General features: G+C 62.1%; 24 protein-coding genes. 14 read left to right on the plus strand and 10 right to left on the minus strand.

The genetic code is table 11. The annotated features are described in order from the left end of the window. Nucleotides 1-54 precede the first annotated feature (54 nt). Nucleotides 55-1,164, minus strand: coding sequence for a 2-aminoethylphosphonate--pyruvate transaminase (locus HDC30_RS09350; RefSeq protein ID WP_183782551.1), 1,110 nt, complete (start codon nucleotides 1,162-1,164; stop codon nucleotides 55-57). Nucleotides 1,165-1,277: 113 nt separating this feature from the next. On the opposite strand from HDC30_RS09350, the gene HDC30_RS09355 reads away from it, so the two are divergent. After that, a complete protein-coding gene (locus HDC30_RS09355; protein WP_183782554.1) occupies nucleotides 1,278-2,138 on the plus strand; it encodes a LysR substrate-binding domain-containing protein in 861 nt (286 codons plus the stop codon). A gap of 96 nt (nucleotides 2,139-2,234) precedes the next feature. On the opposite strand, the gene HDC30_RS09360 is transcribed toward HDC30_RS09355, so the two are convergent. Beyond that, nucleotides 2,235-3,107, minus strand: coding sequence for a LysR family transcriptional regulator (locus HDC30_RS09360; RefSeq protein ID WP_097088195.1), 873 nt, complete (start codon nucleotides 3,105-3,107; stop codon nucleotides 2,235-2,237). Nucleotides 3,108-3,377: 270 nt separating this feature from the next. Between HDC30_RS09360 and HDC30_RS09365 the strand changes: the two genes are divergently transcribed. Continuing rightward, a complete protein-coding gene (locus tag HDC30_RS09365) occupies nucleotides 3,378-4,703 on the plus strand; it encodes an MFS transporter (protein WP_183782557.1) in 1,326 nt (441 codons plus the stop codon). Nucleotides 4,704-4,773: 70 nt separating this feature from the next. Further along, nucleotides 4,774-6,165: an FAD-dependent oxidoreductase gene (locus HDC30_RS09370; protein WP_183782560.1), complete on the plus strand. Its 1,392-nt coding sequence runs from the start codon at nucleotides 4,774-4,776 to the stop codon at nucleotides 6,163-6,165. Nucleotides 6,166-7,067: 902 nt separating this feature from the next. On the opposite strand, the gene HDC30_RS09375 is transcribed toward HDC30_RS09370, so the two are convergent. Beyond that, a complete protein-coding gene (locus HDC30_RS09375) occupies nucleotides 7,068-8,453 on the minus strand; it encodes a type VI secretion system Vgr family protein (protein WP_183782578.1) in 1,386 nt (461 codons plus the stop codon). A gap of 219 nt (nucleotides 8,454-8,672) precedes the next feature. On the opposite strand from HDC30_RS09375, the gene HDC30_RS09380 reads away from it, so the two are divergent. Next, nucleotides 8,673-9,377, plus strand: a complete 705-nt coding sequence (locus tag HDC30_RS09380; RefSeq protein ID WP_027614601.1) for a YebC/PmpR family DNA-binding transcriptional regulator — start codon at nucleotides 8,673-8,675, stop codon at nucleotides 9,375-9,377. 124 nt (nucleotides 9,378-9,501) lie between these two features. Here HDC30_RS09380 and HDC30_RS09385 read toward each other — a convergent pair whose 3' ends face one another. Both HDC30_RS09385 and zapE read right to left on the minus strand, forming a co-directional pair. Then, nucleotides 9,502-10,815 carry a protein kinase gene (locus tag HDC30_RS09385; RefSeq protein WP_183782581.1) on the minus strand — a complete coding sequence of 438 codons (1,314 nt, stop codon included), beginning with the start codon at nucleotides 10,813-10,815 and terminating at the stop codon, nucleotides 9,502-9,504. A gap of 213 nt (nucleotides 10,816-11,028) precedes the next feature. Continuing rightward, on the minus strand, nucleotides 11,029-12,150 hold the full coding sequence (zapE, locus tag HDC30_RS09390) for a cell division protein ZapE (RefSeq protein ID WP_183782595.1): 1,122 nt from the start codon (nucleotides 12,148-12,150) through the stop codon (nucleotides 11,029-11,031). A 305-nt stretch (nucleotides 12,151-12,455) separates the two neighbouring features. Here zapE and HDC30_RS09395 point away from each other — a divergent pair, with 305 nt between their 5' ends. The 7 genes from HDC30_RS09395 (at nucleotide 12,456) to HDC30_RS09425 (ending at nucleotide 19,053) form a co-directional block, all read left to right on the plus strand. Further along, a complete protein-coding gene (locus tag HDC30_RS09395; RefSeq protein ID WP_183782896.1) occupies nucleotides 12,456-12,959 on the plus strand; it encodes a spore coat U domain-containing protein in 504 nt (167 codons plus the stop codon). A gap of 104 nt (nucleotides 12,960-13,063) precedes the next feature. Beyond that, nucleotides 13,064-13,597, plus strand: coding sequence for a spore coat U domain-containing protein (locus HDC30_RS09400; protein WP_183782597.1), 534 nt, complete (start codon nucleotides 13,064-13,066; stop codon nucleotides 13,595-13,597). A 20-nt stretch (nucleotides 13,598-13,617) separates the two neighbouring features. Beyond that, nucleotides 13,618-14,154 (plus strand): spore coat U domain-containing protein, encoded by a 537-nt coding sequence (locus HDC30_RS09405; RefSeq protein ID WP_183782599.1) that lies wholly within the window; start codon nucleotides 13,618-13,620, stop codon nucleotides 14,152-14,154. Nucleotides 14,155-14,158: 4 nt separating this feature from the next. After that, complete coding sequence (locus HDC30_RS09410; protein WP_183782601.1) at nucleotides 14,159-14,659, plus strand: spore coat U domain-containing protein; 501 nt, start codon at nucleotides 14,159-14,161, stop codon at nucleotides 14,657-14,659. 34 nt (nucleotides 14,660-14,693) lie between these two features. Next, the gene (locus tag HDC30_RS09415; protein WP_183782603.1) at nucleotides 14,694-15,482 is read left to right on the plus strand and encodes a molecular chaperone; all 789 of its coding nucleotides are present in this window, start codon (nucleotides 14,694-14,696) and stop codon (nucleotides 15,480-15,482) included. 245 nt (nucleotides 15,483-15,727) lie between these two features. Continuing rightward, complete coding sequence (locus tag HDC30_RS09420; RefSeq protein WP_183782605.1) at nucleotides 15,728-18,085, plus strand: fimbria/pilus outer membrane usher protein; 2,358 nt, start codon at nucleotides 15,728-15,730, stop codon at nucleotides 18,083-18,085. Next, nucleotides 18,082-19,053, plus strand: coding sequence for a spore coat U domain-containing protein (locus HDC30_RS09425; RefSeq protein WP_183782898.1), 972 nt, complete (start codon nucleotides 18,082-18,084; stop codon nucleotides 19,051-19,053). The genes HDC30_RS09420 and HDC30_RS09425 overlap by 4 nt, the downstream gene beginning before the upstream one ends. A 124-nt stretch (nucleotides 19,054-19,177) precedes the next feature. Here HDC30_RS09425 and HDC30_RS09430 read toward each other — a convergent pair whose 3' ends face one another. Both HDC30_RS09430 and HDC30_RS09435 read right to left on the minus strand, forming a co-directional pair. Continuing rightward, entirely contained in the window at nucleotides 19,178-19,933 is a 756-nt protein-coding gene (locus HDC30_RS09430; RefSeq protein ID WP_183782607.1) for an anti-sigma factor, read from the minus strand. After that, nucleotides 19,930-20,436 carry an RNA polymerase sigma factor gene (locus tag HDC30_RS09435; protein WP_183782609.1) on the minus strand — a complete coding sequence of 169 codons (507 nt, stop codon included), beginning with the start codon at nucleotides 20,434-20,436 and terminating at the stop codon, nucleotides 19,930-19,932. Before HDC30_RS09435 ends, HDC30_RS09430 begins: the two co-directional genes overlap by 4 nt. A gap of 157 nt (nucleotides 20,437-20,593) precedes the next feature. Between HDC30_RS09435 and HDC30_RS09440 the strand changes: the two genes are divergently transcribed. Beyond that, nucleotides 20,594-21,688, plus strand: a complete 1,095-nt coding sequence (locus tag HDC30_RS09440) for a catalase family peroxidase (RefSeq protein WP_183782611.1) — start codon at nucleotides 20,594-20,596, stop codon at nucleotides 21,686-21,688. Beyond that, on the plus strand, nucleotides 21,685-22,230 hold the full coding sequence (locus tag HDC30_RS09445) for a cytochrome b (protein ID WP_183782613.1): 546 nt from the start codon (nucleotides 21,685-21,687) through the stop codon (nucleotides 22,228-22,230). Before HDC30_RS09440 ends, HDC30_RS09445 begins: the two co-directional genes overlap by 4 nt. Here HDC30_RS09445 and HDC30_RS09450 read toward each other — a convergent pair. The 3 genes from HDC30_RS09450 to HDC30_RS09460 all read right to left on the minus strand — a co-directional run bounded on the left by HDC30_RS09450 (nucleotide 22,227) and on the right by HDC30_RS09460 (nucleotide 25,547). Next, entirely contained in the window at nucleotides 22,227-23,426 is a 1,200-nt protein-coding gene (locus tag HDC30_RS09450; protein WP_183782615.1) for an MFS transporter, read from the minus strand. The genes HDC30_RS09445 and HDC30_RS09450 overlap by 4 nt on opposite strands. Before the next feature lie 149 nt (nucleotides 23,427-23,575). Next, a complete protein-coding gene (locus HDC30_RS09455) occupies nucleotides 23,576-24,727 on the minus strand; it encodes a carboxypeptidase family protein (protein WP_183782617.1) in 1,152 nt (383 codons plus the stop codon). A 481-nt stretch (nucleotides 24,728-25,208) separates the two neighbouring features. Beyond that, nucleotides 25,209-25,547 (minus strand): DUF6124 family protein, encoded by a 339-nt coding sequence (locus HDC30_RS09460; protein ID WP_027614617.1) that lies wholly within the window; start codon nucleotides 25,545-25,547, stop codon nucleotides 25,209-25,211. 131 nt (nucleotides 25,548-25,678) lie between these two features. Here HDC30_RS09460 and HDC30_RS09465 point away from each other — a divergent pair, with 131 nt between their 5' ends. Continuing rightward, nucleotides 25,679-26,338, plus strand: a complete 660-nt coding sequence (locus HDC30_RS09465; RefSeq protein WP_027614618.1) for a LexA family transcriptional regulator — start codon at nucleotides 25,679-25,681, stop codon at nucleotides 26,336-26,338. The last annotated feature ends 12 nt before the right edge of the window (nucleotides 26,339-26,350 follow it).

The following is a 26,350-nucleotide window of genomic DNA, read 5'->3' on the forward strand; positions in this document are numbered from 1 at the left end:
CGGCTGACACTCCGCCTTCGCGAGCAAGCCCGCTCCCACAGGTATCGTGGTGATTCAAATATCGAGCACTTCCATCTCGCGCAGCACTTCACCCACTGCCGCCACGGCCTGGCGCATTTGGTCCGGGTTGACGTGGCCGATGCAGCCGACGCGGAAGGTTTCGACCTGGGTCAGTTTGCCGGGGTAGAGGATGTAACCCTTGGCCTTGACCCGTTCGTAGAAGTCCTTGAACTGGTAACGCGGGTCTTGCGGGGCATGGAAGGTGGCGATGATCGGAGCCTGGATCGCCGCCGGCAGGAAGCTGCGCAGGCCGAGCTTGCCCATCTCTTCCATCAACGCCTGACAGTTGGCGGCGTAGCGCGCATGGCGAGCGGGCAGGCCACCTTCTTCGTTGTATTGCAGCAACGCTTCGTGCAGCGCCGCGACCACGTGGGTCGGCGGGGTGAAGCGCCACTGGCCGGTCTTCTGCATGTAGCTGTGCTGGTCATGCAGGTCCATCGCCAGCGAGTGCGAATTGCCGGCGGCAGCAGCCAGTGATTCCTTGCGCGCGAAGACAAAACCCATTCCCGGCACGCCTTCCAGACACTTGCCCGAGGCGGCGATCAGCGCATCGAACGGGACTTTTTGCGCGTCCACCGGCAACGCGCCGAACGAGCTCATGGCATCGATGATCAGGCGTTTGCCGTGTTGCTGCACGACGTCGGCGATTTCCGGCAACGGGTTGAGGATGCCGGTGCTGGTTTCGCAGTGGATCAGCGCGACATGAGTGATGTCGCCATCGGCGCGCAGCAGACGATCGACGTCGGCAGCGGTGGTCGGTTCGTCTTCGGCGGTTTCGAAGGTGCTGAACGAGCGGCCGAGCACTTCGCAGATCTTCGCCAGACGCTTGCCGTAGGCACCGTTGATCAGCACGAGGATTTTGCCGTCACGCGGTACCAAGGTGCCGATGGCGGCTTCGACAGCGAAGGTGCCGCTGCCCTGCAAAGGCACGCAGTGGTGAGTGGCGGCGCCGTTGAGGATTGCCAGCAATTGCTCGCAGAGGCTGGCGGTCAGTTGATTGAAGCGGTCATCCCATGACCCCCAGTCGACCATCATTGCCTGGCGGGTGCGGGCCGAGGTGGTCAACGGGCCGGGAGTGAGCAGGATGGGTGCGGCAGTACTCATTCGTGTGTCCTCGCGATAGCGCTGTGGGATGAAGCTACGGGGCATACGTTGCAATTCGGCGGTCTATCAATCAAATTGTTTGTTGTTATGCCAGCCATCAGTGAGGGTTATCCATGAATCTGTTCCAGCTGCGCGCCTTCGACGCCGTGGCCCGGGAAGGCAGCTTTACCCGCGCCGCCGCGCGCCTGTTCATCAGTCAGCCGGCGGTCACCGGACACATCAAGGCGCTGGAGGAGCACTACCAGATCACCTTGTTGCGTCGCACCGCACGCCGGGTGGAACTGACCGAGGAGGGCACCAAACTGGCGGCGATCACCCGCGCGATGTTCGGTCTGGCCGAAGAAGCGCAAACCCTGCTCGAAGCCAATCGTCAGTTGCTCACCGGGCGCCTCGAAGTGGCGGCGGACGGTCCGCACATGGTCATGCCGATGCTCGCCAGCCTGCGTGCGCGCTATCCCGGAATCACGGTGAACCTGCGTCTGGGCAATGCGCAGGAAACTCTCGCCGCGCTGTTGTCCGAGCATGCGGACGTGGCGGTGCTGACCGAGGTCGAACCGCGCAAGGGCCTGCATCTGCAAGCGTTGAGCGAATCGCGGATCTGCGCGCTGGTGCCGGCGGCGCATGCGTGGGCGCAGCGTGCCGGCGAAGTGAAGCTCAAGGAGCTGGATCAGGTGATCATGGTGTTGCGCGAGCCGAGTTCGATCACCCGCCGTACCTTTGATCAGGCGTGTGCGCAGGCGGCGGTCATTCCGCGAGTGTTGCTGGAACTGGATAGCCGTGAGGCGGTGACCGAAGCGGTGGCGGCGGAGCTGGGGGTGGGCGTGGTGTCTTCGGTGGAGGTCAGCCATGACCCGCGGGTGGTGGCGATTCCGATCGTCGGCGACGGGTTGGTCAATCGGCACATGATTGGCTGCATGGAGCGGCGGTGGGAGTTGCGCCTGATTCAGGCGTTCTTCGGTCTGGCGCCAGGCTGATACACCGTGGTGCGTCCTTCGCGAGCAGGCTCGCTCCCACATTGGAATGCATTTCAACTGTGGGAGCGAGCCTGCTCGCGAAGGGACCAGACCGGTTTACCCAAGACTCTCGCGCACCATCTCGAGAAATGTCGCCACCACCCGCCGCGAACTCTGCTCGCGCAAGCACACCAGCGTCTCGGTCAACCGCCGGGTGCAATCGGTGATCGGCAACGCACACACCCGCGAATCCGCGCCAAACTCCGCCGCCGACACCACCCCCACACCAATCCCCACCACCACCGCCTCGCGCGCGGCTTCCCGGCCCTCGACCTGGATTGCCGGACGAATGCGAAAACCGGCGCGGGCCATTTCCTCTTCCAGGGTCTGGCGGGTCACCGAGCCGTGCTCGCGCAGCACCAGTGGCGTGTCATCGAGATCGGCCAGACAGATCGACTCGCGCTCGGCCCACGGGTGATGTCGCGAAACGAACGCCACCATCGGGTCGTTACGCAGCGGCACGCACAGCAGACGTTCATCAGTGACATCACGCCCGAGCAGCGCCAGATCGGCCTGATAGTTGAACAGACGAAACAGCGATTCATCGGTGTTGCCGGTCTCGATCTTCACGCTGATCCCCGGATACCGCTCGCAGAACCGCGCGATCTGCGGCAGCACGTGTATCGGTGCGTCCACTGCGAGAATCAGGCTGCCAGTCTGCAACGCCTGGGATTCCTGCAGCAGTTCCTGGGCTTCAGCCTCGATCACAAACAGCCGTTGAGTGATCGCCAGCAGTCGCTCACCGAGATCGGTCAGGCGCACCGAACGCTTGTTGCGATGGAACAGCAACACACCAAAACGCTCTTCGAGTTTGCGCACCTGGTCGGAAATCGCCGGTTGCGTGAGAAAAAGCCGTTCGGCGGCTTTGGTGAAGCTTCCATGGACGGCCACGGCGTGGAAGGCTTTGAGCTGGGCGTGGGACACCGACATGCAGCCTCCAGTAACAAGCTGAGCTTATGTGTGAAATACGATAAATCGATTTTATTTATTAAACAGTAATTGCTTTGATCCGCTCACGCCAGCGCTGACTGTCCGCTCGGACAGCAGCGTCGGCGATGAGCCTGTGCGTGCAACAACAGGACTCATCTGACCGCTATCGCCATCAGGGATGGGGCGCTGGCGCAGTGCTCAACAATAAAAAACACAGGCGTTTACTTAACGATTCTGCCGGCACACTCACACCCTGAGGTCAGAACCACAATGAACAAGCACATCGGCACCATTGCGCGTTGGCGCATGCAGATTTTCGCTGTCACCTGGCTCGCGTACGCCGCTTTCTATTTCACCCGCAAAGCGTTTTCGGTGGCCAAACTGGGCATCGCCGAAGACCCGACCTTCATGCTCGACAAGATGGCCATGGCCAACCTCGATGCGATCTATCTGGCGGCCTACGCCATCGGCCAATTCACCTGGGGTATGCTTGCCGACCGTTTCGGCCCGAGGGTCGTGGTGCTTGGCGGGCTGCTGATTTCCGCTGGTGCGGCATTGGTGATGGGTAGCTTTGCCACCTTGCCGATCTTCGCCACTTGCATGCTGATCCAAGGGTTGGCGCAGTCCACCGGCTGGTCGGGATTGTGCAAAAACCTCGGCAGTTTCTTCCCCGCCGAGCAGCGCGGGCGGGTGCTCGGTCTGTGGAGCTCCTGCTACGCGTTTGGCGGTCTGGTGGCCTCGCCGTTCGCCGGCTGGTGGGCGTATACGCTGATGGGCACCTGGCACGCGGCGTTCATTTCCAGCGCGGCAGTGGTCGCGGTGGTGGCGGTGTTGTTCTTTATTTTTCAGCGCAACAAACCGGAAGACGTCGGCCTGCCGGCGGTGGAGCCGGAGCCGGAACTCAGTGCCGCAGAAACCGAAGCCAACAGCAAGCTCAGTGTCTGGGAGCCGTTGAAGGAAATCCTGCGCAACCGCACGGTGCTGGTACTGGGCCTGGCGTATTTCATGTTGAAACCGGCGCGTTACGCGATTCTGTTGTGGGGGCCGGTGATCGTCTTCGAGCAGATGCCAAGTGTCGGCAAGGTCGGCGCGGCGATCATTCCCACCTCGTTTGAACTGGCCGGTCTGCTCGGGCCGATCATGATCGGCCTGGCCTCGGACAAACTGTTCGGCGCCCGGCGCATGCCGGCCTGCGTCCTCAGCCTGCTGGCGCTGACCGTGACGTTGGCGCTGTTCATGGGTGCGTTGCACACCGGCAGCGTGATGCTGGTGGTGGCGCTGCTGTTTGTCATGGGCCTGACCCTGTACGGGCCGGACTCGATGATCAGCGGCGCCGCGGCCATCGACTTCGGCAAGGCCAAGGCCGGCGCCACGGCGGCCGGCTTCGTCAACGGCTGCGGCTCGGTCGGCGCGGTGCTCGGCGGATTGCTGCCGGGTTACTTCGATTCGGTGACGGTGTTCATCGTCTTCGCCGGCTGCGCATTGTTCTCGGCGCTGGTGCTGATTCCGCACTGGAACAGCCGCCCGGTCGGGGTGATGGAACCGCGCGCGGCCATTCCCAATTGCCCACTGACCATCAAACCCCTGCGTAACTGAAACCCTTGCCTCGCGGCCTGCTGCGGCGTTCGCGGCAGGCTGTGTCGTGGCCATCTGACTGGAGAATCCCATGCGACCGTTTTGGCTAGAGCAAGCCTTGCAGGCCGACCCATCCGCGACGTGCTCGTCGCTGCAAGGCGAAGTGCGCACTGACGTGTGCATCGTCGGCGGCGGCTACACCGGGTTGTGGACGGCGATCATGCTCAAGCAGCAGAACCCGGAACTCGATGTGCTGCTGATCGAAGCCGACATCTGCGGCGCCGGTGCCAGTGGGCGCAACGGTGGGTGTGCGTTGTCGTGGTCGGCCAAGTATTTCACCCTCGAGCGCCTGTTCGGCGTCGAGGAGGCGGTGCGTCTGGTCAAGGAATCCGAGCGCAGCATCCACGCCATCGGCGAGTTCTGCGAACAGTACGGCGTCGATGCCGATTATCGCCTCGACGGCACGCTGTACACCGCCACCAACAAGGCGCAGGTCGGTTCGACCGACGCCGTGATCGCGACGCTGGAGCGTAATGGAATCAACTCCTTTACCCAACGCCCGGTGGCCGATGTGCAGCGCATGGCCGGTTCCAGCAAGCATCTGGAAGGCTGGTTCTCGCCAGCGGCGGCCAGTGTGCAGCCGGGCAAACTGGTGCGCGGGCTGCGTCGGGTGGCGTTACAACTGGGCGTGAAGATCCACGAAAACACGGCGATGACCGGCCTGGAGGAGGGCCGTCCGGCGCGTATTCACACCGCTGGGGGCTGCGTGATAGCCGACCGTGTGGTACTGGCGATGAATGCGTGGATGGCCCGGGCGTTTCCACAGTTCGAACGTAGCGTGGCGATTGTCTCCAGTGACATGCTGATCACCGAGCCGCGCCCGGATCTGCTGCAGAAAATCGGTTTGACCAGCGGCGTTACGGTGCTCGATTCGCGGATTTTCGTGCACTACTACCACAACACGCCGGACGGCCGGATCATGCTTGGCAAGGGGGGGAATACCTTCGCGTTTGGCGGGCGGATGCTGCCGGTGTTCGATCAGCCTTCGCCGTATGCTGGGTTGCTCAAACGCAGTCTCGGCGACTTCTTCCCGGCGTTTGCCGATGTAAAGATCGACGCAACGTGGAATGGGCCGTCGGATCGATCGGTCACCGGGTTGCCGTTTTTCGGGCAGATGAGTGCCAGTGGCAATGTGTTTTATGGCTTTGGTTATTCCGGCAGTGGCGTCGGGCCTTGTCACATGGGCGGGCAGATTCTTGCCTCGTTGGTGCAGGGGCTTGATAACCCCTGGACACGTTCGCCGTTGGTGAACGGGCCGCTGGGGTATTTTCCGCCGGAGCCGATTCGGTATCTGGGGTCGTTGATGGTGCGTAATGCGATTCGGCGCAAGGAGCGGGCTGAGGATCATGGGCGGCGGCCGCGGCATCTGGATGTGCGGTTGGCGAAGTTTGCGGCGGCGGCGGGGAAGGCTGACAAGGGGTGATTGGGGGCTGGCGAGCGCTGCGTTCTTTTGGGTTACCGAGTACATATCCGTTTCTGCGGTAACGGCTTCTTATGGTTTCGCTCTTACAGCGACTCACTTTTCCAGACGCCGAAAAGTAAGCAAAAGGCTTGGCCCCGGCGTACGGCCCTCGCCTAGGCTCGGGTTCCTTCGTTACGGGATTCATCCGGGGGGCAGCGCCTCCGGTTTGCTTCGCTGCACCTCCTCTCGCTGTGTTTGGCTGCGCCAAACGGTCGCTGCGCTCCCACCCCCGGATAAACCCCTCCACTCAGCCTGCCGATGGGGCCGGCACGGCAAGATCAAGAGCTTTCGGCGAGCTGACACTCGGCCATTTGAGTGGTGAAAAGCATGCGCTTGGCTTTAGCTTTCCTGTAGGAGCTGGCCTGCCAGCGAAGGCGGCCTACGAGCCGACCAGCCTCCAACTGCCCGCACCCAATCCAACTGTGAGAGCTGGCTTGCCAGCGATAGCAATCTCCCAGTCGACCAATCTCCAACAGCCCGCACCCAATCCAACTGTGGGAGCTGGCTTGCCAGCGATAGCAATCTCCCAGCCGACCAATCTCCAACAGCCCACACCCAATCCACTGTGGGAGCGGGCTTGCTCGCGAAGGCGGCCTCCCAGACGACCCACCTCCAACAGCCCACACCCAACCCAACTGTAGGAGCTGGCTTGCCAGCGATAGCAATCTCCCAGCCGACCAATCTCCAACAGCCTACACCCAATCCAACTGTGGGAGCGGGCTTGCTCGCGAAGGCGGCCTGCGAGCCGACCCACCTCCAACAGCCCGCACCCAATCCAACTGTGGGAGCTGGCTTGCCAGCGATAGCGACCTCACAACCACCCAGTTTCTTCCAGGTGTACTCAATGCCAATGTCTGCGGCGCTTAGGGATCGGCACCGTGCAGCAGCCAATCGAGCAACAGGCTGCTGTCGCGCGGTGGTGGTGTTTCACTCGGTGGCGCGGGACGCGTGTTGGCGAGGCACAGAATCGGTCGATCCGGGTCGCTGTCGAGGAAGCTGACCCACACCTCACTGCCGGCGCGGGGCAACTGGTGGGTGGCGAGCCGGCCGGCGCCGGTCAGTGCGATTGGCAGCCACAGGCATGCAGACTCAGTTGTCTGCGCCGGCCAGAGGTTGACGCCAATGCGCCCGCGATCATCCAGTTGCGCGGGCTGGCCGGGCGATCCCAGCACTTGTGCCAGATGGTAGCCGCCGATGTTCGGGCGCGGCTGTGCCAATGGCGGGCGAAAATCGCTTGACCAGGGCAGGGCAGTGAAGTCGTTTCGATAGCGATGCACATCAGTGGTCGGGTCGAGGATCGAGGGGTGCTGGCCCTGGTGGTGCAGTTCGGTGATCAGCCATTGTTCATTGAAGGTATTGATCGGATGCTCGCTGATCTGTAACAGATGCCCGCTGCGCAACGCGCTGCAATCGCAGGTGCCCCGGATCGAGCGCGTCTGACAGCGCTGGCGCTGCAGATGGCGACGGCTGCGTTGTTCGGCGTGACGCTGTTCGCCCGACAGGTTCTGCGGCGTGAGCGGGGGCACGGGATGATTGGCCGCGTCGGCGGCGATGGCCTCTTGTCCACGGTTGCGAATGCCGTGCGCGGCCATCAAGGGTGGCGCGTCATGGCGCTGAAACAGCGTGCTGACACGCGGTGACGGCGTGTCGTCGGTGATGCCAAACGGTACCGGCAATGGTTCCTGCGGCAGACTGAGGTTGTCATCGGCAAATATCAACACATGCCCGTTCGGGTGATGCTCGAAGTGATAGTGGATGCCTTCCTCCTCACACAGCCGTTGCACGAAGGCCAGGTCGCTTTCCTCGTACTGGATGCAAAAGGGCCGCGGCGGGTATTGGCCGACGCTCATTTCGATCCGGTAACTGTCCGCCGGCAATTCATATTCGCCGAGCAATTGCGCGAGGATCGCCGGCACGCTCGTTTGCACGAAGACCCGGCGCCGGGGCGGCTGGTCCAGACTCAGCAGCAGCGGGACGAGGATCAGCCGGTAGCCGATGCGGTGGCTGGCGCGATGCTCGCAACTGACGCTGTGGATCAGACCGTGGATCCCGTGATCGGCGCCCAGGCGCAGGAACGCCGGTTGGCGCAGCAGACTGCCTGGGGGCAACGCCGGTGCCAGACCGATCATTTCAATCTCGAAGCGAAACGGCTGATTGAGTGCTTCCTTGCCACTGAAACGCAAGACCGGCAGGCACAGCGGGCCGTCGGTCAGGGTCAGGGTGAACGGGCTTTCCTTATCATTGAGCATTCGTACGGGCTCTGTGGGCAATACGGACGGCAGAGGGTACGAAAACGCGAGCACGAATGGTCATGGCTGGTGGGCTTTTCAGAATCGCCCTACAAGTCGTGGTGACGATGTCGATTCAACAATGATTTTTTTGGTCGATTGCCGACTTTAGGCCGTATAAACTTGGCGCCACGCGTCGGCCAATAGATGTCTCGGCGCCACAGATCAAGAGAGTGAGTAATGGGCGCACAGTGGAAGGTTAAACACAAAGAAGCGGCAGCCAACGCCAAGGGCAAGATCTTCGGCAAACTGGTGAAAGAAATCACCATCGCTGCCCGCAACGGTGCCGATACCGCCACCAACGCACACCTGCGTCTGGTGGTCGAGCAGGCCAAGAAAGCCTCGATGCCCAAGGAAACCCTGGACCGCGCCATCAAGAAAGGCGCCGGCCTGCTGGGCGAAACCGTGCAGTACCACCGCGTGACGTACGAAGGTTTCGCACCGCATCAGGTTCCGTTGATCGTCGAGTGCGTCACCGACAACATCAACCGCACCGTCGCGGAAATCCGCGTGGCGTTCCGCAAGGGTCAACTGGGCGCTTCCGGTTCGGTGGCCTGGGACTTCAACCACGTCGGCATGATCGAAGCGTCGCCGGACACCCCGGACGCCGATCCGGAAATGGCCGCGATCGAGGCCGGTGCCCAGGACTTCGAGCCGGGCGAAGAGGGCGCGACCCTGTTCCTGACCGATCCGACCGACCTCGACGCCGTGCAGAAAGCCCTGCCTGAGCAGGGCTTCACGGTGCTGTCGGCCAAACTCGGCTACCAGCCGAAGAACCCGGTCAGCGGCCTGAGCGCCGAGCAGATGGCTGAAGTTGAAGCGTTCCTCGAAGGCCTCGACAACCACGACGACGTGCAGGACATGTTTGTCGGTCTGGCGGGCTGATTTGCTGCAAAGATAAACTGTGGCGAGGGAGCTTGCTCCCGCTCGGCTGCGCGGCAGTCGTTGTTTTTGGGACGGCTTTGCCGTCCAGCGGGAGCAAGCTCCCTCGCCACAGGATTTGCGTCAGTTACAGCGTTTCCAAGACCTCGATCACTTCGCTGAACCCCGGCCGCGCCAGCACGTCCGGCTGACAGCAACGCTGTTCCAGCGCCTCCAGCACCTCGCGTTGTTCATCGCTCAACCCCGAGTCGACGCGCGCCAGCAATTCCCCGAGCAGAACCCCGAACGCCCGCACTTCGATGCGTTGCAGGGCCCGGGTTTCCAGGTTGTCGGTGGTGGCATGGAACGACGCCGCGCCGAAATCCCCGAGCAAGCAATCGCCCTGATCGTTCAGCAGAATGTTGTGGCCGTAGAGGTCGCCGTGGGTGATGCCCTGTTGATGCAAGTGCTCGGCCGCCGAAGCGATGCCCTTGGCAATGTTCAGCGCCACTTCGGCACTGAAGCGGCAGTCCTCGGCATACACATCCCGCGAGCAGCTCGCCAGGCTCGGCAATGCCGCGAGGTTGCGAAAGCTTGGGTCGATCAGTTGCATCACCAGCCCCTGTTGGCCATCGGGATGCCCGTGAATACGGCCTTCCACGCGGATCAGGTTCGGGTGCAAGCCCGCGGTGATGCAGGCGTTCATCTCGTGCAGCGGCGAACCGTCGCTGGTCATTTCACCTTTATAGAGCTTCACCGCGACCGGCACCTGCGAGCCGTCGGCGCGCTGCCACTGCGCCCGGGAAATCACCCCCGAGGCGCCTTCGCCCAGGCGCTGTTCCAGACGCAGCGCCGACCAGTCGATCAGCGGCGTGGCTTCCAGCGCGGCGGCATCGGCTTCGGTTTCCAGCGGATTGCCGGCATACGCCAGCCAGGTCAGGCTCGGCAGGGTCAGTAGCCACTGCGGCAGTTCACGCATCTGGTTGGCGGCGATGCGGATCAGCTCCAGGCGATGGCACTGGCTCATTGAGGCGGGCAGCGCTTGCAGGCGATTGCCGGCCAGCAGCAGTTTTTGCAGATACGGGCGCTCACCCAGTTCGACGGGCAGGCTTTCGATGCAGTTGTCGGTCAGGATCAACCAGCGCAGCAGCGGTGGCAGTGCTGCGCCCGGCACGTGGCTGATGCGGTTGGCCTTGAAGCCGATCATCGTCAGCGCCGCGCATTTTCCGACGCATTCCGGCACCTCGGTGAAGTGGTTGTCCGAGCAGAACAGAATGCGCATTCTGGTCAACCGATGCAGGTCGTCCGGCAGACTGCTCAAGGCGTTGCCGCTGAGGTTGAGCACCTCCAGCGTATCGGCCAGCTCGAAAATCTCCCGGGGGAACTCGGTCAGGCCGCAAGATAGATCCAGCCGGGTAATGCCCGACAACTCGCCGGCGCGCAATTGAGCAAGGGTGTGCATGGGGATGTTCACTATCAAGGGAAAGAAGCGCCGGGCGCTCGGAATGGGCGACATGATAACGGCAACGCCGGGATTTGCACTGATCTGAACTGGAGGCCCCTTTAATTCCTGTGGGAGCGAGCCTGCTCGCGAAGGCGGAGTGTCAGTTGGCGAAATATTGGCTGACAGGACGCTTTCGCGAGCAGGCTCGCTCCCACAAGGGACTTGGGTGGGTCAGTGGATTTCCTGCAACTGCCCCAGACGGCTGCGGGTGCGGGCCAGGTCGATGGCATTGCCGCCAAGCGCTTCGCGCAGTGGAAAGTGGCTGAGCAGGGTCAGGTGTTTGTCCTGGTCGTAGAGCACGTCGATCAGGTTGATGAAGCGCTGTTGCGCGGCGATCGAGCACTCACCCAGTTCCGGCAGGTCGTCGATGATCCAGTGGTCGAAACGCCGACACAGCTCCAGATAATCCATCACTGCCGTTGGTTGCTCACACACATCGTTGAAGGTGAAACCGACGGTGCGGCCTTCGCACAGCCGTGCCTGCAGGTGCCGGATGCCCACCGGCAAGGCAATCGCCGGCGCGTCCTGCGGCGGCAGGCTCAAGGCCTGGCGCTGGATCGCGGTGGCCGGCCACACATAGTGGCCCTGGGTGAACAACTGATGCGCATGATTGCTCGCCTGACTGCGGTAATCATGCGGGCCGCCGACCTCCATCACTTGCATTCGGGCGTTGATCAAGTCGATCACCGGTTTGAAGCGCGCGTGATAGAGCGGGTTGGGTAGCAAGCCTTCCGGTGGATAGTTGGAGGTCACCAGCAGCAGGATGCCGCGCTGGAACAAGGCCTTGAACAGGCGGGTGATGAGCATCGCATCGCCGATGTCATGCACATGAAATTCGTCGAAACACAGTACCCGGCAGTCGTGTAACAGCTCATCAAGGGTCACGGCGAGGGCGTCGTCCTGTTCGCGATGCTCGAACATGCCCTGATGCAGACGGGCGAAAAATGCATGGAAGTGCACGCGCTGCTTCTGCGCGGTGGGCAGAGCCTGGAAAAAACCTTCGAGCAGCCAGCTCTTGCCACGTCCGACCGCACCATACAGGTACAGGCTCGGCGGCGTTTGCGGTTTGGCGCCGAACAACAGGCTGGCCTGCTGCGCCATGCAATCGATCACCCGCTGCTGGCTGTGGCTGAGGGTGTAACCCTGGCCGTGGGCCTTGTGCCGGAAATAGTCGCGGATCGACTGGGCATTCGCGTCATGCCCGGCATGCGCGGGCCGGCCCTTGGCGAACCAGCGGCGCAGCGCCGACCAGCGCAGGGTCAGTGGCGATCGTTTGGGCGCTCGAGAGGGCACAGTGCAGTTACTCCGTGTTCATCAGACCGGCGCCCGGGAGCGCGGCGCCTTAGTGTAACCAGAGGCTGCGCCCGGCTTCCATCGCGGCTCGTTGACAGTGGGCGATCACTGAACAAATTTGTGCGGGACGTACAGCTATTTTCAGCGATGTAATTCGCCGTGTTGCCAAACTTTCGAAACATATCCCGGCAGATCCATGGATCCAATCGACTGGCGGATTCGTCGTCCGTTGCTACCCTGAAACACAGTAATGTCATCCAGGATGTTCCCTCACAAGGAATGGGACAGTGATTGTACGTGTGGTGATGGGCCTGCTCGGGGTGCTTGGGGCCTCGGTGCATGCGGCGGATCTTCAGGTCGAAGTCCGCGTTGACGTGCAGCGTGGCTGCCAGTTGATCGGCCAGCAGCGTGAGGCAGGTATTGAACAGCTGGGCGTGTTGGATTTCGGCAGTGCTGCGCGTCTCGATGATCCGACCGGGCCACTGGGTGCGGCGCTGATTAATCAGCGTCTGCCGCGCCTGGAGTGCAACCCCGACACGCCGTATCAACTGCGGGTCGACGGTGGCCTGCATGGTGGCGTTGGCGAGGTTCGCTACATGGCGGGGGCGGCGGGGAGCCAGCCGATTCCATATCGGCTTTATCAGGACGCGGCGCGCCGGGTGCCGCTGGTGGTGGACGTGCCGGTCAGCGGCCGGGTGCCGGACACCGGCACGGTGGAACTGCCGCTGTACGCGCGGATCGAGCGCCTGGCGCAGGTGCCGCAGGTCAGCCGCTATTCGGATCTGGTCAAGGTCACCGTGACCTGGTGAGTGCAAAATTTCAGGCAATTCGCTGGAGGCGGATTGCGCAGGGAAGGGGCGTTCAATGCTGAACGCAAGGTAGGCAGGCATCCTGAAGGAGTAGGACGGACGCAATGACAGGCAAGCACTGGATGGTTATCGCCACGGGTACGCTGCTGTTGCTCGCTGACGACGCACAGGCGGCGATCAGTGGGCAGATCAATGCGCGGCTGATCCTGATCGCCGGGTGCGAAGTCACCAACAGCGCCACCCCGGCGATCCCGGTGAGCAATCTGGGCACCCTCGATTTCGGTCAGCAGGGGCCAACCTGGAACGCGCCGATCAAGGCCAGTCTCGACGGCGACAGCAGCGGCAAGCTGAATGTCGCCTGCAACCCTTCGGTCACCGGTTTCACCGTCACCATCGACGGCGGCAGCCACGGTGACGGCACCACCCGCCGCCTGAGCAACGGGCGTCAGACCCTGCCTTATCAACTCTTTCTGGATGCCTCCGGCAGCCAGCGCTACAGCATCGGTCAACAACACAATTTCGCTGTCACCAGCGGTGCGCAAATACCGATTCCGGTGTTTGGCTCGGTGGTGGCGAATACCCGCGTGGTTCCGGCAGGTGTCTACACCGACACGCTGACGGTGACGCTCGACTGGTAACCCCGTAGAGGACGGACACCATGCGCAAGTTTGCATCAAGGATAGGTTTGTCGTTGCTCGGCATGACGCTGGTTTCCAGTGCCCACGCCGCCACCACGGTCACCGGCCAGATCACCGCCAGCCTGACCCTGATCAGCAGCTGTCAGGTCAATGGCGCCGGCGGCTCCACGGGCCTGAACTTCGGTGCGCTGAACTTCGGTACCGCCAACAGTCTGTTCACCACCGCCAGCGGGCAAGTGCTCGGCGGTGGCGGCGGGGCGTTGTCGATTCTCTGTTCCAGCGGCACGACCCCGGTGGTCAAGGTGCGCGCCGGTGCTCACGACGGGCAGTCGCCGGGCGGTGCTCGTGCGTTGTACGACGGTGTCGCCAACTACGTGCCGTACGATTTCTACACCGATGCCGGGCATTCGCAACTGCTGCCGATCGACGGCACGATCAACCTGGCGACCAGCACTGGCGTGGCGCAGACGGTGAATATCTACGGTCAGGCGGTGGGCAAGGCTGGACTGCCGGCCGGGACTTACACCGACACCGTCGCTGTTGAACTGACGTTCTGATGCCATGCGCCGCCAGGGCTGTGCCGCGCTGCTCCTGCTCTGTGCGGGCAGTGTGCCGCTGCCACTGGGGGCGGCGACCAGCCAGAGCTTTCAGGTCAGCGCGACCGTCACGCCGGGGTGTCTCGTAGTCGGCGGGGTGTCGAATTACGGCGGGCTGAATTTCGGCTCGCGCTCGGCCCTCGCGACGGGAACGGTGCAAGTGGCATTGACCGGCGGCGTGCAGTTGCAGTGCACGCCGGGGGTGGCACTGAACATGACGGTCGATGGCGGCCAGTACAACAGCAGCGGTCGGCATATGCAGATCAACAGCGGCAGTGCGCGGGTGGCGTATGCGCTGTTTCGCGATGCGGCTTACAGCCAGAGCCTGGGCATCGGCCAGAGCGTGGCGGTGGCCTATAGCGATGCGAACAACATCAGCCTGCCGATTTACGGCCAGGCGCAATTGCCGGGCAATCAGCCCGGGGGGACGTACAGCGACGTGTTGCAGGTGCAGCTGTCGTGGTAAAGCGACATTTGAATGGCCGACAAGGAGCAGGTTCATGGGGGCAGTTACGTCTGGGCATTCGTTGTTGCAGGGCGCGTTGCTGGCGCTGGTCATGCTCGGGGCCGGCCATGCGCAGGCCGCCAGCTCGGTGCTGATCTGGCCGATCGATCCGGTGCTGGAGGCCGATCAACAGGCCAGTGCGCTATGGCTGGAAAACCGTGGCACGGAAACCGCCAACCTGCAGATCCGTGTGTTCGGCTGGAGCCAGAGCGGTTTTGCAGAGCAATACCAGAATCAGCGCGACGTGATCGGCAGCCCGCCGGTAGCGAAGATCGAGCCAGGACAAAAGCAACTGGTGCGTCTGACCCGGACCAGGGAGGTGCCGCCGGGGCAGGAACTGGCCTACCGGATCATCATCGACGAAATCCCTTCCGCCCAGCCGCCGGCTGCCGAGGGCGGCAAAACCGCGGCCGCAATTCGTTTCCAGATGCGCTATTCGGTGCCGTTGTTTGCCTACGGCGCGGGGCTGTGGAGCAAGGAAGACAGCACCCGCCCGCGTGACCCCAAAGGTATCGGTGTGCCGCAGCTGAGCTGGCGCACGGTGGCGGTGGACGGTCGGCCCTATGTCGAGGTGCGCAATCAGGGCGCGGTGCATGCGCGGCTGACCGATGTGGTGATCAAACAGGGCGGGCAGAGCAAACCATTGGCCGAAGGCCTGCTCGGTTATGTGCTGCCGGGAGCAGTGATGCGCTGGCCGGCACCGGGGCCGTTGGCCAGTGAGTCGGCGTTGCAGGTGCGCGTCAATGGTGGGGCGCAGGTGCAGAGCATTGCGCCGGGACGCTGAAAAAGGAGCCAATGCCGAGTGGACTTTTGTGGCGAGGGAGCTTGCTCCCGCTGGGTTGCGAAGCAGCCCCAAGCCGTGTCAGGTAGTCCGCTCAAACAGTTCTGACGACGGCTGCGCCGCCGAGCGGGAGCAAGCTCCCTCGCCACAATGAATGCATCGTGTCGTCAAAATTCCAGAGAAAGATAACTGGCTTTGGCAAGAGTGGTATCAGGAGGATCAAGTCCATTGACGGACGTAAAGCGTGTATGAGTCCGGGATGGGCTCGACGTATTCAGCGTCCGTTGTGGCTCATGACTGGCGCGTGTTGCCTGATGTTCGTTGATCCATCGGGGGCCGGCGAACTGCCGCCACCGCCCAGCGGCATGGAGGCCGTGAGTGATGCACAGTTGTTTCTGGAGTTGGTGGTCAATCAGATGAACACCGGGCGGGTGGTGGCGGTGCAGCAGCGTGACGGCCATCTGTTTTTGCCGGCCAGCGTATTGGCTGAAACCGGGATGAAATTGCCGGGCAATCCTGGTGCTGAAGTTGCTCTCGACGGCCTGCCTGGACTGCACAGCGAATACGACAGTGTCGGCCAGCGCCTGCTGCTGGTGGTGCCACCGCAGTGGCTGCCGGATCAGTTCATCGGTAATCGCGAGAACTATCCGCGCACCCCGGCGCTGAGCAGTTTCGGCGCGTTGTTCAACTATGACCTGTACCTCAACGACACCGACGATGCCGGCACTTATCTGGCGGCGTGGAACGAGGTGCGGCTGTTCGATAGCTGGGGCACGTTGTCCAACACCGGGCAGTACCGGCGCACCTTGTCCGGCGATTCGGTCAGCACACTGGACAACGGCTACCTGCGCTACGACACCACCTGGCGTTACTCCGACGACGAGCGAATGCTCACCTACGAGGGCGGGGACGTGATCAGTGGCGCCTTGCCGTGGAGCAACTCGGTGCGTCTGGGCGGTGTGCAGTTCTCGCGGGACTTTGCCGTGCGTCCGGATCTGGTCACCTATCCGCTGCCGCAGTTCGCCGGTGAGGCCGCGGTGCCGTCGTCGGTGGATCTGTTCATCAACGGCTACAAGTCGAGCAGCACCGACCTGCAACCGGGGCCGTATACCCTGACCAACATTCCCTTCATCAACGGCGCCGGGGAGGCGGTGGTGGTGACCACCGATGCGCTGGGGCGGCAGGTGTCGACCACGGTGCCGTTCTATGTCACCAGCAGTCTGCTGCAAAAAGGCCTGAGTGATTTCTCGGTGGCGGCCGGTACGTTGCGCCGCGATTACGGCTTGAAGGACTTCAGCTATGGCCCCGGCGTGACTTCCGGCAGCCTGCGCTACGGTGTCAGCGACAGCTTCACCCTGGAAAGCCACGCCGAAGCGGCTGACTCGCTGACCCTCGGCGGCATCGGCGGCAATTTGCGCTTGGGCAATTTCGGCGTACTCAACAGCGCCATCAGTCAGAGCCGATTCGACGGCGACGGCGGCGAGCAGTTGAGTCTCGGTTATCAGTACAGCAGCCAGCGCTACAGTTTTTCCTGGCAGCGCCTGCAGCGCCGCGATCAGTACGCCGACCTCAGCGTGATCGACAGCCCTTATATCAGCCTCAGCCGGCGCAGCGAGCAGGCGACCCTGAGCGTCAACCTTGAGCGCTGGGGCAGCCTCGGTGCCGGCTATTTCGATGTGCGCGCGGCGGACGATTCACGCACGCGTCTGCTCAACCTGAGCTGGAGCAAGCCGCTGTGGCGCAACAGCAGCTTCTATCTGTCGGCCAACCGCGAGATCGGCGACAGCCACTGGGCAGTGCAGGCGCAACTGGTGATCCCGTTCGATCTGCGCGGCAGCCTGGCGATCAGCAGCGAGCGCAGCAAGACCGGGCAGAGTCAGCAGCGGGTCAATTACAGCCGCTCGGTACCGACCGAGGGCGGGGTCGGTTTCAATCTGGGTTACGCCAAGGGTGATGGCCCGGATTATCGTCAGGCTGATGTGACCTGGCGTCTGCAATCTGTGCAGTTGCAGGCCGGGGTCTACGGCACGTCCGAGGCCGAGACCCGTTGGGCCGATGCCAGTGGCTCGCTGGTGTGGATGGACCGCCAGGTGTTCGCCGCCAATCGCATCGACGACGCGTTTGTGGTGGTCAGCACCGATGGTTTCGCCGACATTCCGGTGCGCTACGAAAACCAGCAGGTCGGTCAAACCGATAAAAACGGCCACTTGCTGGTGCCGTGGAGCAGCGCGTACTACCGCGGCAAATACGAAATCGATCCGCTGAATCTGCCGGCCAACGTGCGCAGCCCCAACGTCGAACAACGCATCGCCGTACGCCGTGGCAGCGGTTATTTGCTGGAGTTTCCACTGACCCGGGTGATCGCTGCGAGTATTGTGCTGGTGGATGCGCAGCAGCGTGAATTGCCATTGGGCGCGGGCGTGCTGCACGAGCAGAGTGGCGCGCGCACGGTGGTCGGTTGGGACGGCTTGGTCTATCTGGAAAACCTCCAGGCGCAGAACTCGTTGCAGGTGACGCTGGCCGACGGCAAGACCTGCAACGCGCAATTCGCCGTGGACATGCAGCAAAGCCAGGTGCCGCTGATCGGCCCGTTGGTGTGCCAGTGAATGCGGTGCGGATCTGCCTGTGTCTGGCGCTGCTGCTGCCGGGGGTGGCGCAGGCCTTGTGTTCGGTGGTGAGCACCACGCCGGCGGCATTCGGCTCAATCAGTTCGATTGCCGTGCGCACCACGACGCAGCCCAGTTCCACGCTCAATGCCGGGTTGAGTTGTACCGGTTCGCTGTTGTCATTGCTGACCAGCAACGACCATTTCTACGCCACCATCACCTCGACCCAGAGTGGTTTGCTCGGGCCGACCGGCGACGTCATCGGCTACACGATCTACGCCAACAACAGCACCAGCTACCCGGTCACCCGTGGCAGCGCCTTCGACTTCGCCCGTAACGGCATTATCGATGCCTTGGGATTGCTCAACGGCACCACCCCGAAAACCGTGCCGCTGTATCTGGGCACGACCATTGGCAGCAACGTCGCCGCCGGGGTCTATACGGAAACCCTGAGCATTTTCTGGAACTGGAATTACTGCTCCGGGATCGGCATCGGCAGTGTTTGTCTGGGGCGCGACATCAATAGCGGTACCGCGACGTTGACGGTGAACCTGACCGTGTCCAACGACTGCACGATTACTGCGCCGAACATTGCCTTTGGCAGTGCACCGGTGATCAGCGCTTTTACCCCGGTGACCGGGCAGACCATCAACCTGGCCTGTACCAAGGGCAGCGCCTACACCGTCGGTTTGAGCGACGGGCAGAACCCGGTCAGTGTCGGCGGTCGGCGGCGGATGATTTCCGGAAGTAATTATCTGGCCTACGACATCTTCAAAAGCGCCGGGACTACTCGTTGGGGCAGTGTCGGCAGTGCGCGCCGGTCGAGCACTGACGCCGAGGTCAATCCAGGAAATGGTCTGGGCACCGGGAGCCAGATCTTCAACTACAACGCGAAGATCTACACCGATCAGACCACACCGCCGGCGGGGACGTATTTGGACAATGTGGTGCTCGATGTAGGGTTCTGACTCATACGATGACCCCTGTGGGAGCGGGCTTGCTCGCGAATACGGTGTGTCATTCAGCAATGATGGTGACTGATCTACCGCTTTCGCGAGCAAGCCCGCTCCCACAGGGGGATTGGCGCAGTTTTCACAATGGCAGTGACTGCCTCAATTGCTGTACCGCCGGCGAATCCGTCGGGCTGACCATCGCATAGTTGTACCCGCCACCGGACCAGTAATCGGCCTGCAGATCGCCGTCGCTGCGACTGCCGCGTGGCAGGAAGGTGTTCTTCGGCCCCGGTGGCCGCACGTAGAAACTGACCTTGTGGCCGCTGCGATCCTCATACACCACCATCGCCGCCGGGCCTTCATCGGTGCTGAGCAGGCGGCCACTGACCGGTTTGAAACCGGCGGATTTCAGATCCGGCAAGCGACTGGCCTGGGTGAAATAGCGGTCGAGCCAATGCTGCATGTCGCCGTCACTGTCGACTTTGTAGTCCGCCGGCAAAATCCCTTGCTGGGCGATCAAACGATAGGCCTGCAAGGCATCGGTCATCGGCAGCATGGAAGAGCGCACGAGGGTCATTTCCCGCGCCTGCCAGCCACTGAAACCGCCGATGCCGACCGCGATCAGCAACACCGCCGCGCTGGCCAGGTGACGACGCGACTGACGTTTGAGGCGCTGGCGAATCAGCGTGGGATCGAGTTCCGGATTGGCCGGTTGCTGCAAGGCACCGCCCAGGACTGCGCGCAACAACTGGGCGTCGTGCTGCCAGGCGCGCACCTGCGCGGCGGCTTCCGGGTGAGTGGTCAGCCAGGTGTCGACCAGACGCCGGTCGGCCTCGTTGAGTTGATGGTCGACGTACGCGTGCAGGTCACGCTCACTGGGAGGCATGCTGATCATTTGAGTATCCGCAAAGAAGGGCTGCTGATTTCGCCGTCGCTGAGTTGGCGCAAGGCCTGGCGGGCGCGGGACAGGCGCGACATCACCGTGCCTGTGGGGACGTCGAGGATGTCCGCGACTTCCTTGTAGCTCAGGCCTTCGACCGAGACCATCAGCAACAGCGCGCGTTGTTCGCTGGGCAGGCGATCGAAGGCTTGCAGGGTCGATTGGGCGAGCACGGTGCGTTCGACCGAGGGTTCGGCGTCATCGCGCCCGGTGAAAAATTCGAGCATCCGCGCATAACGGCGCGAGCGTCGGTGGGCGTCGAGAAACTGCCGATAGAGGATCGCGAACAGCCATGCGCGCACATCACCCTCGGCGCGTTTCGCGCTCCAGCCGGACAGGGCCCGCTCGAGGCTGGCCTGCACCAGATCGTCGGCGCTGCTGCTGTTGCGGGTCAACGACACGGCAAAGCGGCGCAATCTGGGAATGATTTCTCTCAACTGTTCGTCGAATTCGCTCATGAATTTCTACTAGTCACTACGCTGCGGACTAGGGAGACGTCTGCCGTTCGAGGTTATTCCACGTTCGGAAAAATAAATACCGGGCCATGGAATAAATCCTGATGGGGTGCGTCTTGCTGATTCTTCCTACTTGTGGCCGATGGCCCTGGAGTTATTCATGGTTGATCGCACTTCACCGCCGGGCAGGTCGTCGCGCCCGCCCTTGAGTGCCGCGAGCACAGTGTTGCGCCTGACGGCGATTGCCGTGGTGGTTGCCGCTGTCGCCGGGGCGTTTGCCTACGTGCACGGTAACCTTGACCCACAACGTCTGACGCCCAAGGCGCTGGTCGATGTGCTGGAGAAAAACAACGGCGTGCATCCCGGGTTTCGGCGTAACCACGCCAAGGGCGTGTGCGTGATCGGGCATTTCGAGAGCAGTGGCGAGGCGCGGGCGTTTTCTTCGGCGCAGGTGTTCAACGAGGCGCAAACCCCGGTGGTCGGGCGTTTCGCATTGCCGGCGGGGAATCCCTACGCCCCGGACAGCAGCGTGCCGATCCGCAGTCTGGCGCTGCGTTTCACCCAGGCCAACGGTCAGCAATGGCGCACCGGGATGAACAGCATGCCGGTGTTCCCGGTCGGCACTCCAGAGGCGTTCTATCAATTGCAGCAGGCGCAGTCGCCGGACCCGGCCACGGGTAAACCGGATCCGTCGAAAGTGCCGGCATTCTTCGCCGCGCACCCGGAAGCCGTGCCGTTTTTGACGTGGGTGAAGAGCGCCAAACCGTCGGCCAGCTATGCCACTGAAACCTACAACAGCGTGAATGCGTTCTATCTGGTCAACGCCAGTGGGCAGAAGCAGGCGGTGCGCTGGAGTGTCACGCCACTGGCGCGCGATGCCGCCGGAGCCTCGGCGCCGGAGGGGGCGGATTTTCTCGAGAAGGATCTGGTGCAGCGTCTGGCCGAGGGGCCGTTGCGCTGGCAGTTGAATATCACCCTGGCCAACCCCGGTGATCCGGTGAACGATGCCAGCAAAACCTGGCCCGAGGGTCGCAAGGTGATCAACGCCGGCACGCTGGTGCTGGAGAAGACTCAGCCGCAGCTCAGCGGCGAATGCCGCGACATCAACTACGATCCGCTGGTGCTGCCGGCCGGTATCGAAGGTTCCGACGACCCGCTGCTCGCCGCGCGTTCCGCCGGTTACGCCGATTCCTATCTACGGCGAACCAGTGAAGTCAGCCAATTGCCCGCCGCCAGACAGGAGGCTCGCCCATGAGCACGCAACCGACTCATTTCGCGCTGTTGGCGCGGCTGCTGCACTGGTTGATGGCGGTAATGATCATCGCCATGTTGTTCATCGGCGCCGGCATGGTTACTTCGGTTTCACAGCGGCATGAATGGCTGATTCATCTGCACAAACCATTGGGGATCGCGATTCTGTTGCTGGTGGTCGTGCGCCTGTTGGTGCGGTTTTCCACTCGACAGCCGCCGCTGCCGGCGGATCTGCCGGGCTGGCAGGTGATGGCGGCCAAGGCTTCGCATGTGTTGTTGTACGCCTTGATGCTGGTGCTGCCGCTGCTCGGTTGGGCGATGATCAGTGCCTCGGGGGAGCCGGTGATGCTCAGCAATACCTTGCAGTTGCCGTCGATCCTGCCGGCCGATGCGCAAGTGTTTGCCCTGCTGCGCAAGGCGCATGGCTATCTGGCGTACCTGTTGTTCCTCACCGTGCTGTTGCACCTGGCGGCGGCGCTGTTCCATGGTTGGGTGCGCCGCGACGAGGTGCTCGACAGCATGTTGCGCGGTCGCGATCGCGACTAACCCGTCTGTGTGGCGCACCGCTGCGGTGCGCCACTTCTCAGGGTCAGCCACCAATAACCCAGCGCCACTGCGTTGATAACGGCGCCAAGCAGACACACGCCGGTCCAGCCGGCCCAGGCGTACATCGCCGTCGAGGTAATCGAACCCAATGCACTGCCGATCGAATAGAACAGCATGTAGCCGGCGGTGAGGCGGCTTTGCGCTTCGGGGCGCACGCTGTAGATCATGCTCTGGCTGGTGACGTGTACGGCCTGCAAGCCCAGATCGAGGGTGATCACGCCGAGCAACAGCGCCCACAGCGAGGACTGGGTGAGGGCGATCGGCAGCCACGAGGCGAGCATCAGCAGCAGCGACAGACCGCTGACCCATTGGCCCAGACCGCGATCAGCCAGATGTCCGGCCCGCGCGGCGGCGAGTGCACCGGCGGCGCCGGCCAAGCCGAACAGGCCAATTTCGCTATGGGATAACGACAGCGGCGGGGCGGCCAGCGGCAGCACCATCGGCGTCCACAGCACCATGGCGCTGGCAAAGATCAGCAGCGCGAGAATCGCCCGTTGCCGCAGCACCGGCTCTTGCCGGAACAGACTGAACACCGAAGCGATCAGCGCGCCGTAACGGCTTGCGGGCTGCGCGGCTTCATTCTTGGGCAAGACGCGCAACAGCAGCAGTGCCATCAGCAGCGTCAGCCCCGCCGACAGCAGATAGATCGCGCGCCAACCGGCCAGATCAGCCATGACCCCGGCAATGGTGCGGGCGAGCAGAATGCCGACGACGATGCCGCTGGTGACGACGCCGACCACCCGGCCGCGTTGCGCCGGGATCGCCAGGGTCGCGGCGTAGGCCACCAGCACTTGCGTCACCACTGCGAGCAAACCGGTCAGGGTCATGCCGAGCAGCAACCATACGCTGCTGGGCGCCAGCGCGATCATCAACAGCGCGGCGGCCGAGAGCAGGGTCTGGGTGACGATCAGCCGCCGTCGGTTGAGCAGGTCGCCAAGTGGCACCAGCAATACCAGGCCAATGCCGTAGCCGATCTGCGTCAGGGTAATGACAATGCCGATGGTTGCCGGCGACATGGTGAACGCCTCGGCCATGGCGTCCAGCAGCGGCTGCGCGTAATACACGTTGCCCACGGCCAGACCGCAGGCAATGGCGAACAGCAGTACCACGCTGCTTTTGAGAGGTTGAGGTTGCATACCCTGATTCCTTTTTGGGTTTCAAATTAAAACCAGAATCACGGTAAGCATTCTGGTTTTAATTTGCAACCTTGTTGGTCATGGCGTGTGATTGCGCAAAAAAAAGATCGCAGACATAGCTGCGATCTTTGGGTAGAGCGGGGGAAGGATCAGCGCAGGGTATCGACCATGTCGGCGATGGTGGTCAGCACGTCCTTGCCCAACTGTTTCGAGCGCTTGCCCGACCAGCCCGTTTCTTTGTTCGGATGGTCATCGTGATCCTTGAACGGCATTTCCAGGGTCAGCGACAGGCAGTCGTATTTCTGGCCGACCGCGTTGCAGGCCAGGGTCATGTTGGCCTGACCCGGTTCGTCGCGGGTGTAGCCATATTTGGTCTGGAAGTCTTTCGTGGTGTGCTTGAGGTGCGTGCGGAAATGCTCTTCGAGCTTCTCGATGCGCGGCGTGTAACCTGGGTTGCCTTCGCAACCGGCGGTGAACACGTGGGGAATTTCTTCATCACCGTGTACGTCGAGGAACAGATCGACGCCGTACTTTTCCATCTGCTGTTGTACGAAAAGTACCTCTGGGCTGATGTCCTGACTGGCGCTCCGCCAGGCGCGGTTCAGGTCCTGGCCCATGGCGTTGGTACGCAAATGCCCGTGGAAGGCGCCGTCCGGGTTCATGTTCGGCACGAGATACAGATCGGTGCTGGCCAGCAGCTTGTTCAGCACCGGGTCGTCGTGGCGCTCCAGGCGTTCGATCACGCCTTCCATGAACCATTCGGCCATATGTTCGCCCGGGTGCTGTTGCGCGATGATCCAGACTTTGCGCTGGCCTTCGGCGCCGCTGCCCTTGCGCAGCAGCTGAATGTCACGACCCTCGACGCTTTTGCCGGTGGCCAGCAGTTCGGTGCCGGCCTTGGTCAGCGCTTGCTCGATCAGCCAGTCGTGACGACCTCGGCTGTAGGGTTCGAAGTAGGCGAACCAGGCGTGGGTCTGCTCGGCTTCGAGGCAAAAGCGCAGGCTGTCGCCTTCGAAACTGGTAGGAATACGAAACCAATTGACGTGGTCGTAGGAAGCGACGGCCTGATAGCCGGTCCAGGCTTTGTTGTAGGAGGATTGGCTGGCGTTGACCAGGCGAAACCAGTGTTCCTGATGAACATGCAGGCCGCTGGCCTTGAAGTGGAACCACTGGAAGTGAGCGCTCCGGGTATCCGGGCGAATGGCCAGAACCGGGTTGAGCGGATTGGAAATATCGATGACTTGAATGTTGCCGCTGTCGAAGTTGGCGCTGATGTCGAACGAAGATTTGGCCACGGTCATAATCGGTTCCTGAATATGATTTTTATGGCGGCTACTTTACACGCAAGACTGGGGTGAAACCGAGGGAAATTGCGGGTTGCGGTGGGGGGCGTCTTCCGTGACGCGCAAGCAGCTTAGAGACTGTGCGATTGATTCTCAAGTGCTAATTGTCATTAGTTTGCCCCAATCGGGCCGGGCTTTGCTTGCCAAGCGATATTCTTTTGATATTATCCGCGCCATCGAATTTGCAGCACCCAAAGACTTCATTAGCCTGAAGCCATAAGCCCGAAAAACGGGCAAAAAAAGACCCGGCAAAAAGCCGGGTCAAAAACCGTGATTAGCCTGATGAGGAGATAGTCCAGAAGACCGACCTAAGGTCTCTGGTCCATCGACTGATCTCGCGACCAGCTGCTTGCAATAATAATCATTATCATTTGCAAGTCAAATGTTTTTATCTGCGCGATCGGAAAATTCTTTCCTGTCCGTCCGCTTCCCATGTTCGTCAGAGCTGTTCGCCATCAATTGAATGGTCGACCATCGCTCGCGCCATATCCACCATATGCACCACCGAAAATGCCAGGTCGCGGCTCGCGCCCTGCAGGTTTTCTGCTGCCTTGAAGGCTGTGGCCGCTGCACAGCGCAACAGATCCGACGCGTGCACGAGGGCCTCTTCGCCGCTGAGATGGCGTTTTACATTGAAAAATCGCTCCTCGACCTCGGGTTCTGAAACAGCTGGTTTCAAGTAATAGTCCAGTGCTCGCTGCGCTGCCGCGTTGCCTTGAGGGGAGGTGAACGTGGTGTCCATTTGCAGATCGGGCAAGTCTTTGCTGCTGATATTCATGGTGAAGGGTCACTCCTTGTTCGATTGAAAGTCCGTGCTTCCAGCATAGTACGATGCGTAGTTGTGACGAGGATTTAAATACTACAATATGTGTTTTGCCGGCCGAAGGCGGGGCAAGTAAGGTGCCGCACATGGATAAATGGATTGAGTTGGTCAAGGCCAAGATGAGTGAACTCAAAATCACTCAAACAGAGCTCGGAGAGCGCGTCGGCATGTCCCAGGGCGGGATCGGCCATTGGCTGAACAAACGTCGCGAGCCGGGTATTACGGAAATGAACCGCGTATTGCAGGCGCTGGGGATGGACTTCCTTGAAGTGGTGCTGGTGATTCGCGAGCCGCAGGAGACCGACGATGACGAGATGCCGCTGGCGCAGAAGTACAACCCGTATTTCCGCTATCCGGTCAGCGATTGGCACACGCCGTGCGAATCGCGTGAGAGTGCAACCGCCGCTTACGCCCCGTCACATGACAAGCAGCGCTTCGAACTGACGGACTATCACGCCCGTGGCGCAGCGTTCTGGCTGACCGTGACGGGAAATTCGATGACCGCACCTTCAGGTCAGAGCATCGCCGAAGGCATGCTGATCCTGGTGGACCCGGAGGTGGAGGCGCTGCCCGGCAAACTGGTGATCGCCCAGTGGCAGGGCTGCGACGAAGCGATCTTCCGCAAGCTCGACGAAGAGGGCGGCCAGCGTTATCTGGTACCGCTCAATCCGACCTGGCCCAAAGCCCTGTTCACCGATGAGTGTCGAATCATCGGCGTGGTGGTTCAGGCCACGGCGCGTTTCTAGTCAGATCGATCC

It is taken from the genome of Pseudomonas sp. JAI115 (genome assembly GCF_014200835.1).
In the GTDB taxonomy this organism is placed as follows: domain Bacteria; phylum Pseudomonadota; class Gammaproteobacteria; order Pseudomonadales; family Pseudomonadaceae; genus Aquipseudomonas; species Aquipseudomonas putida_A.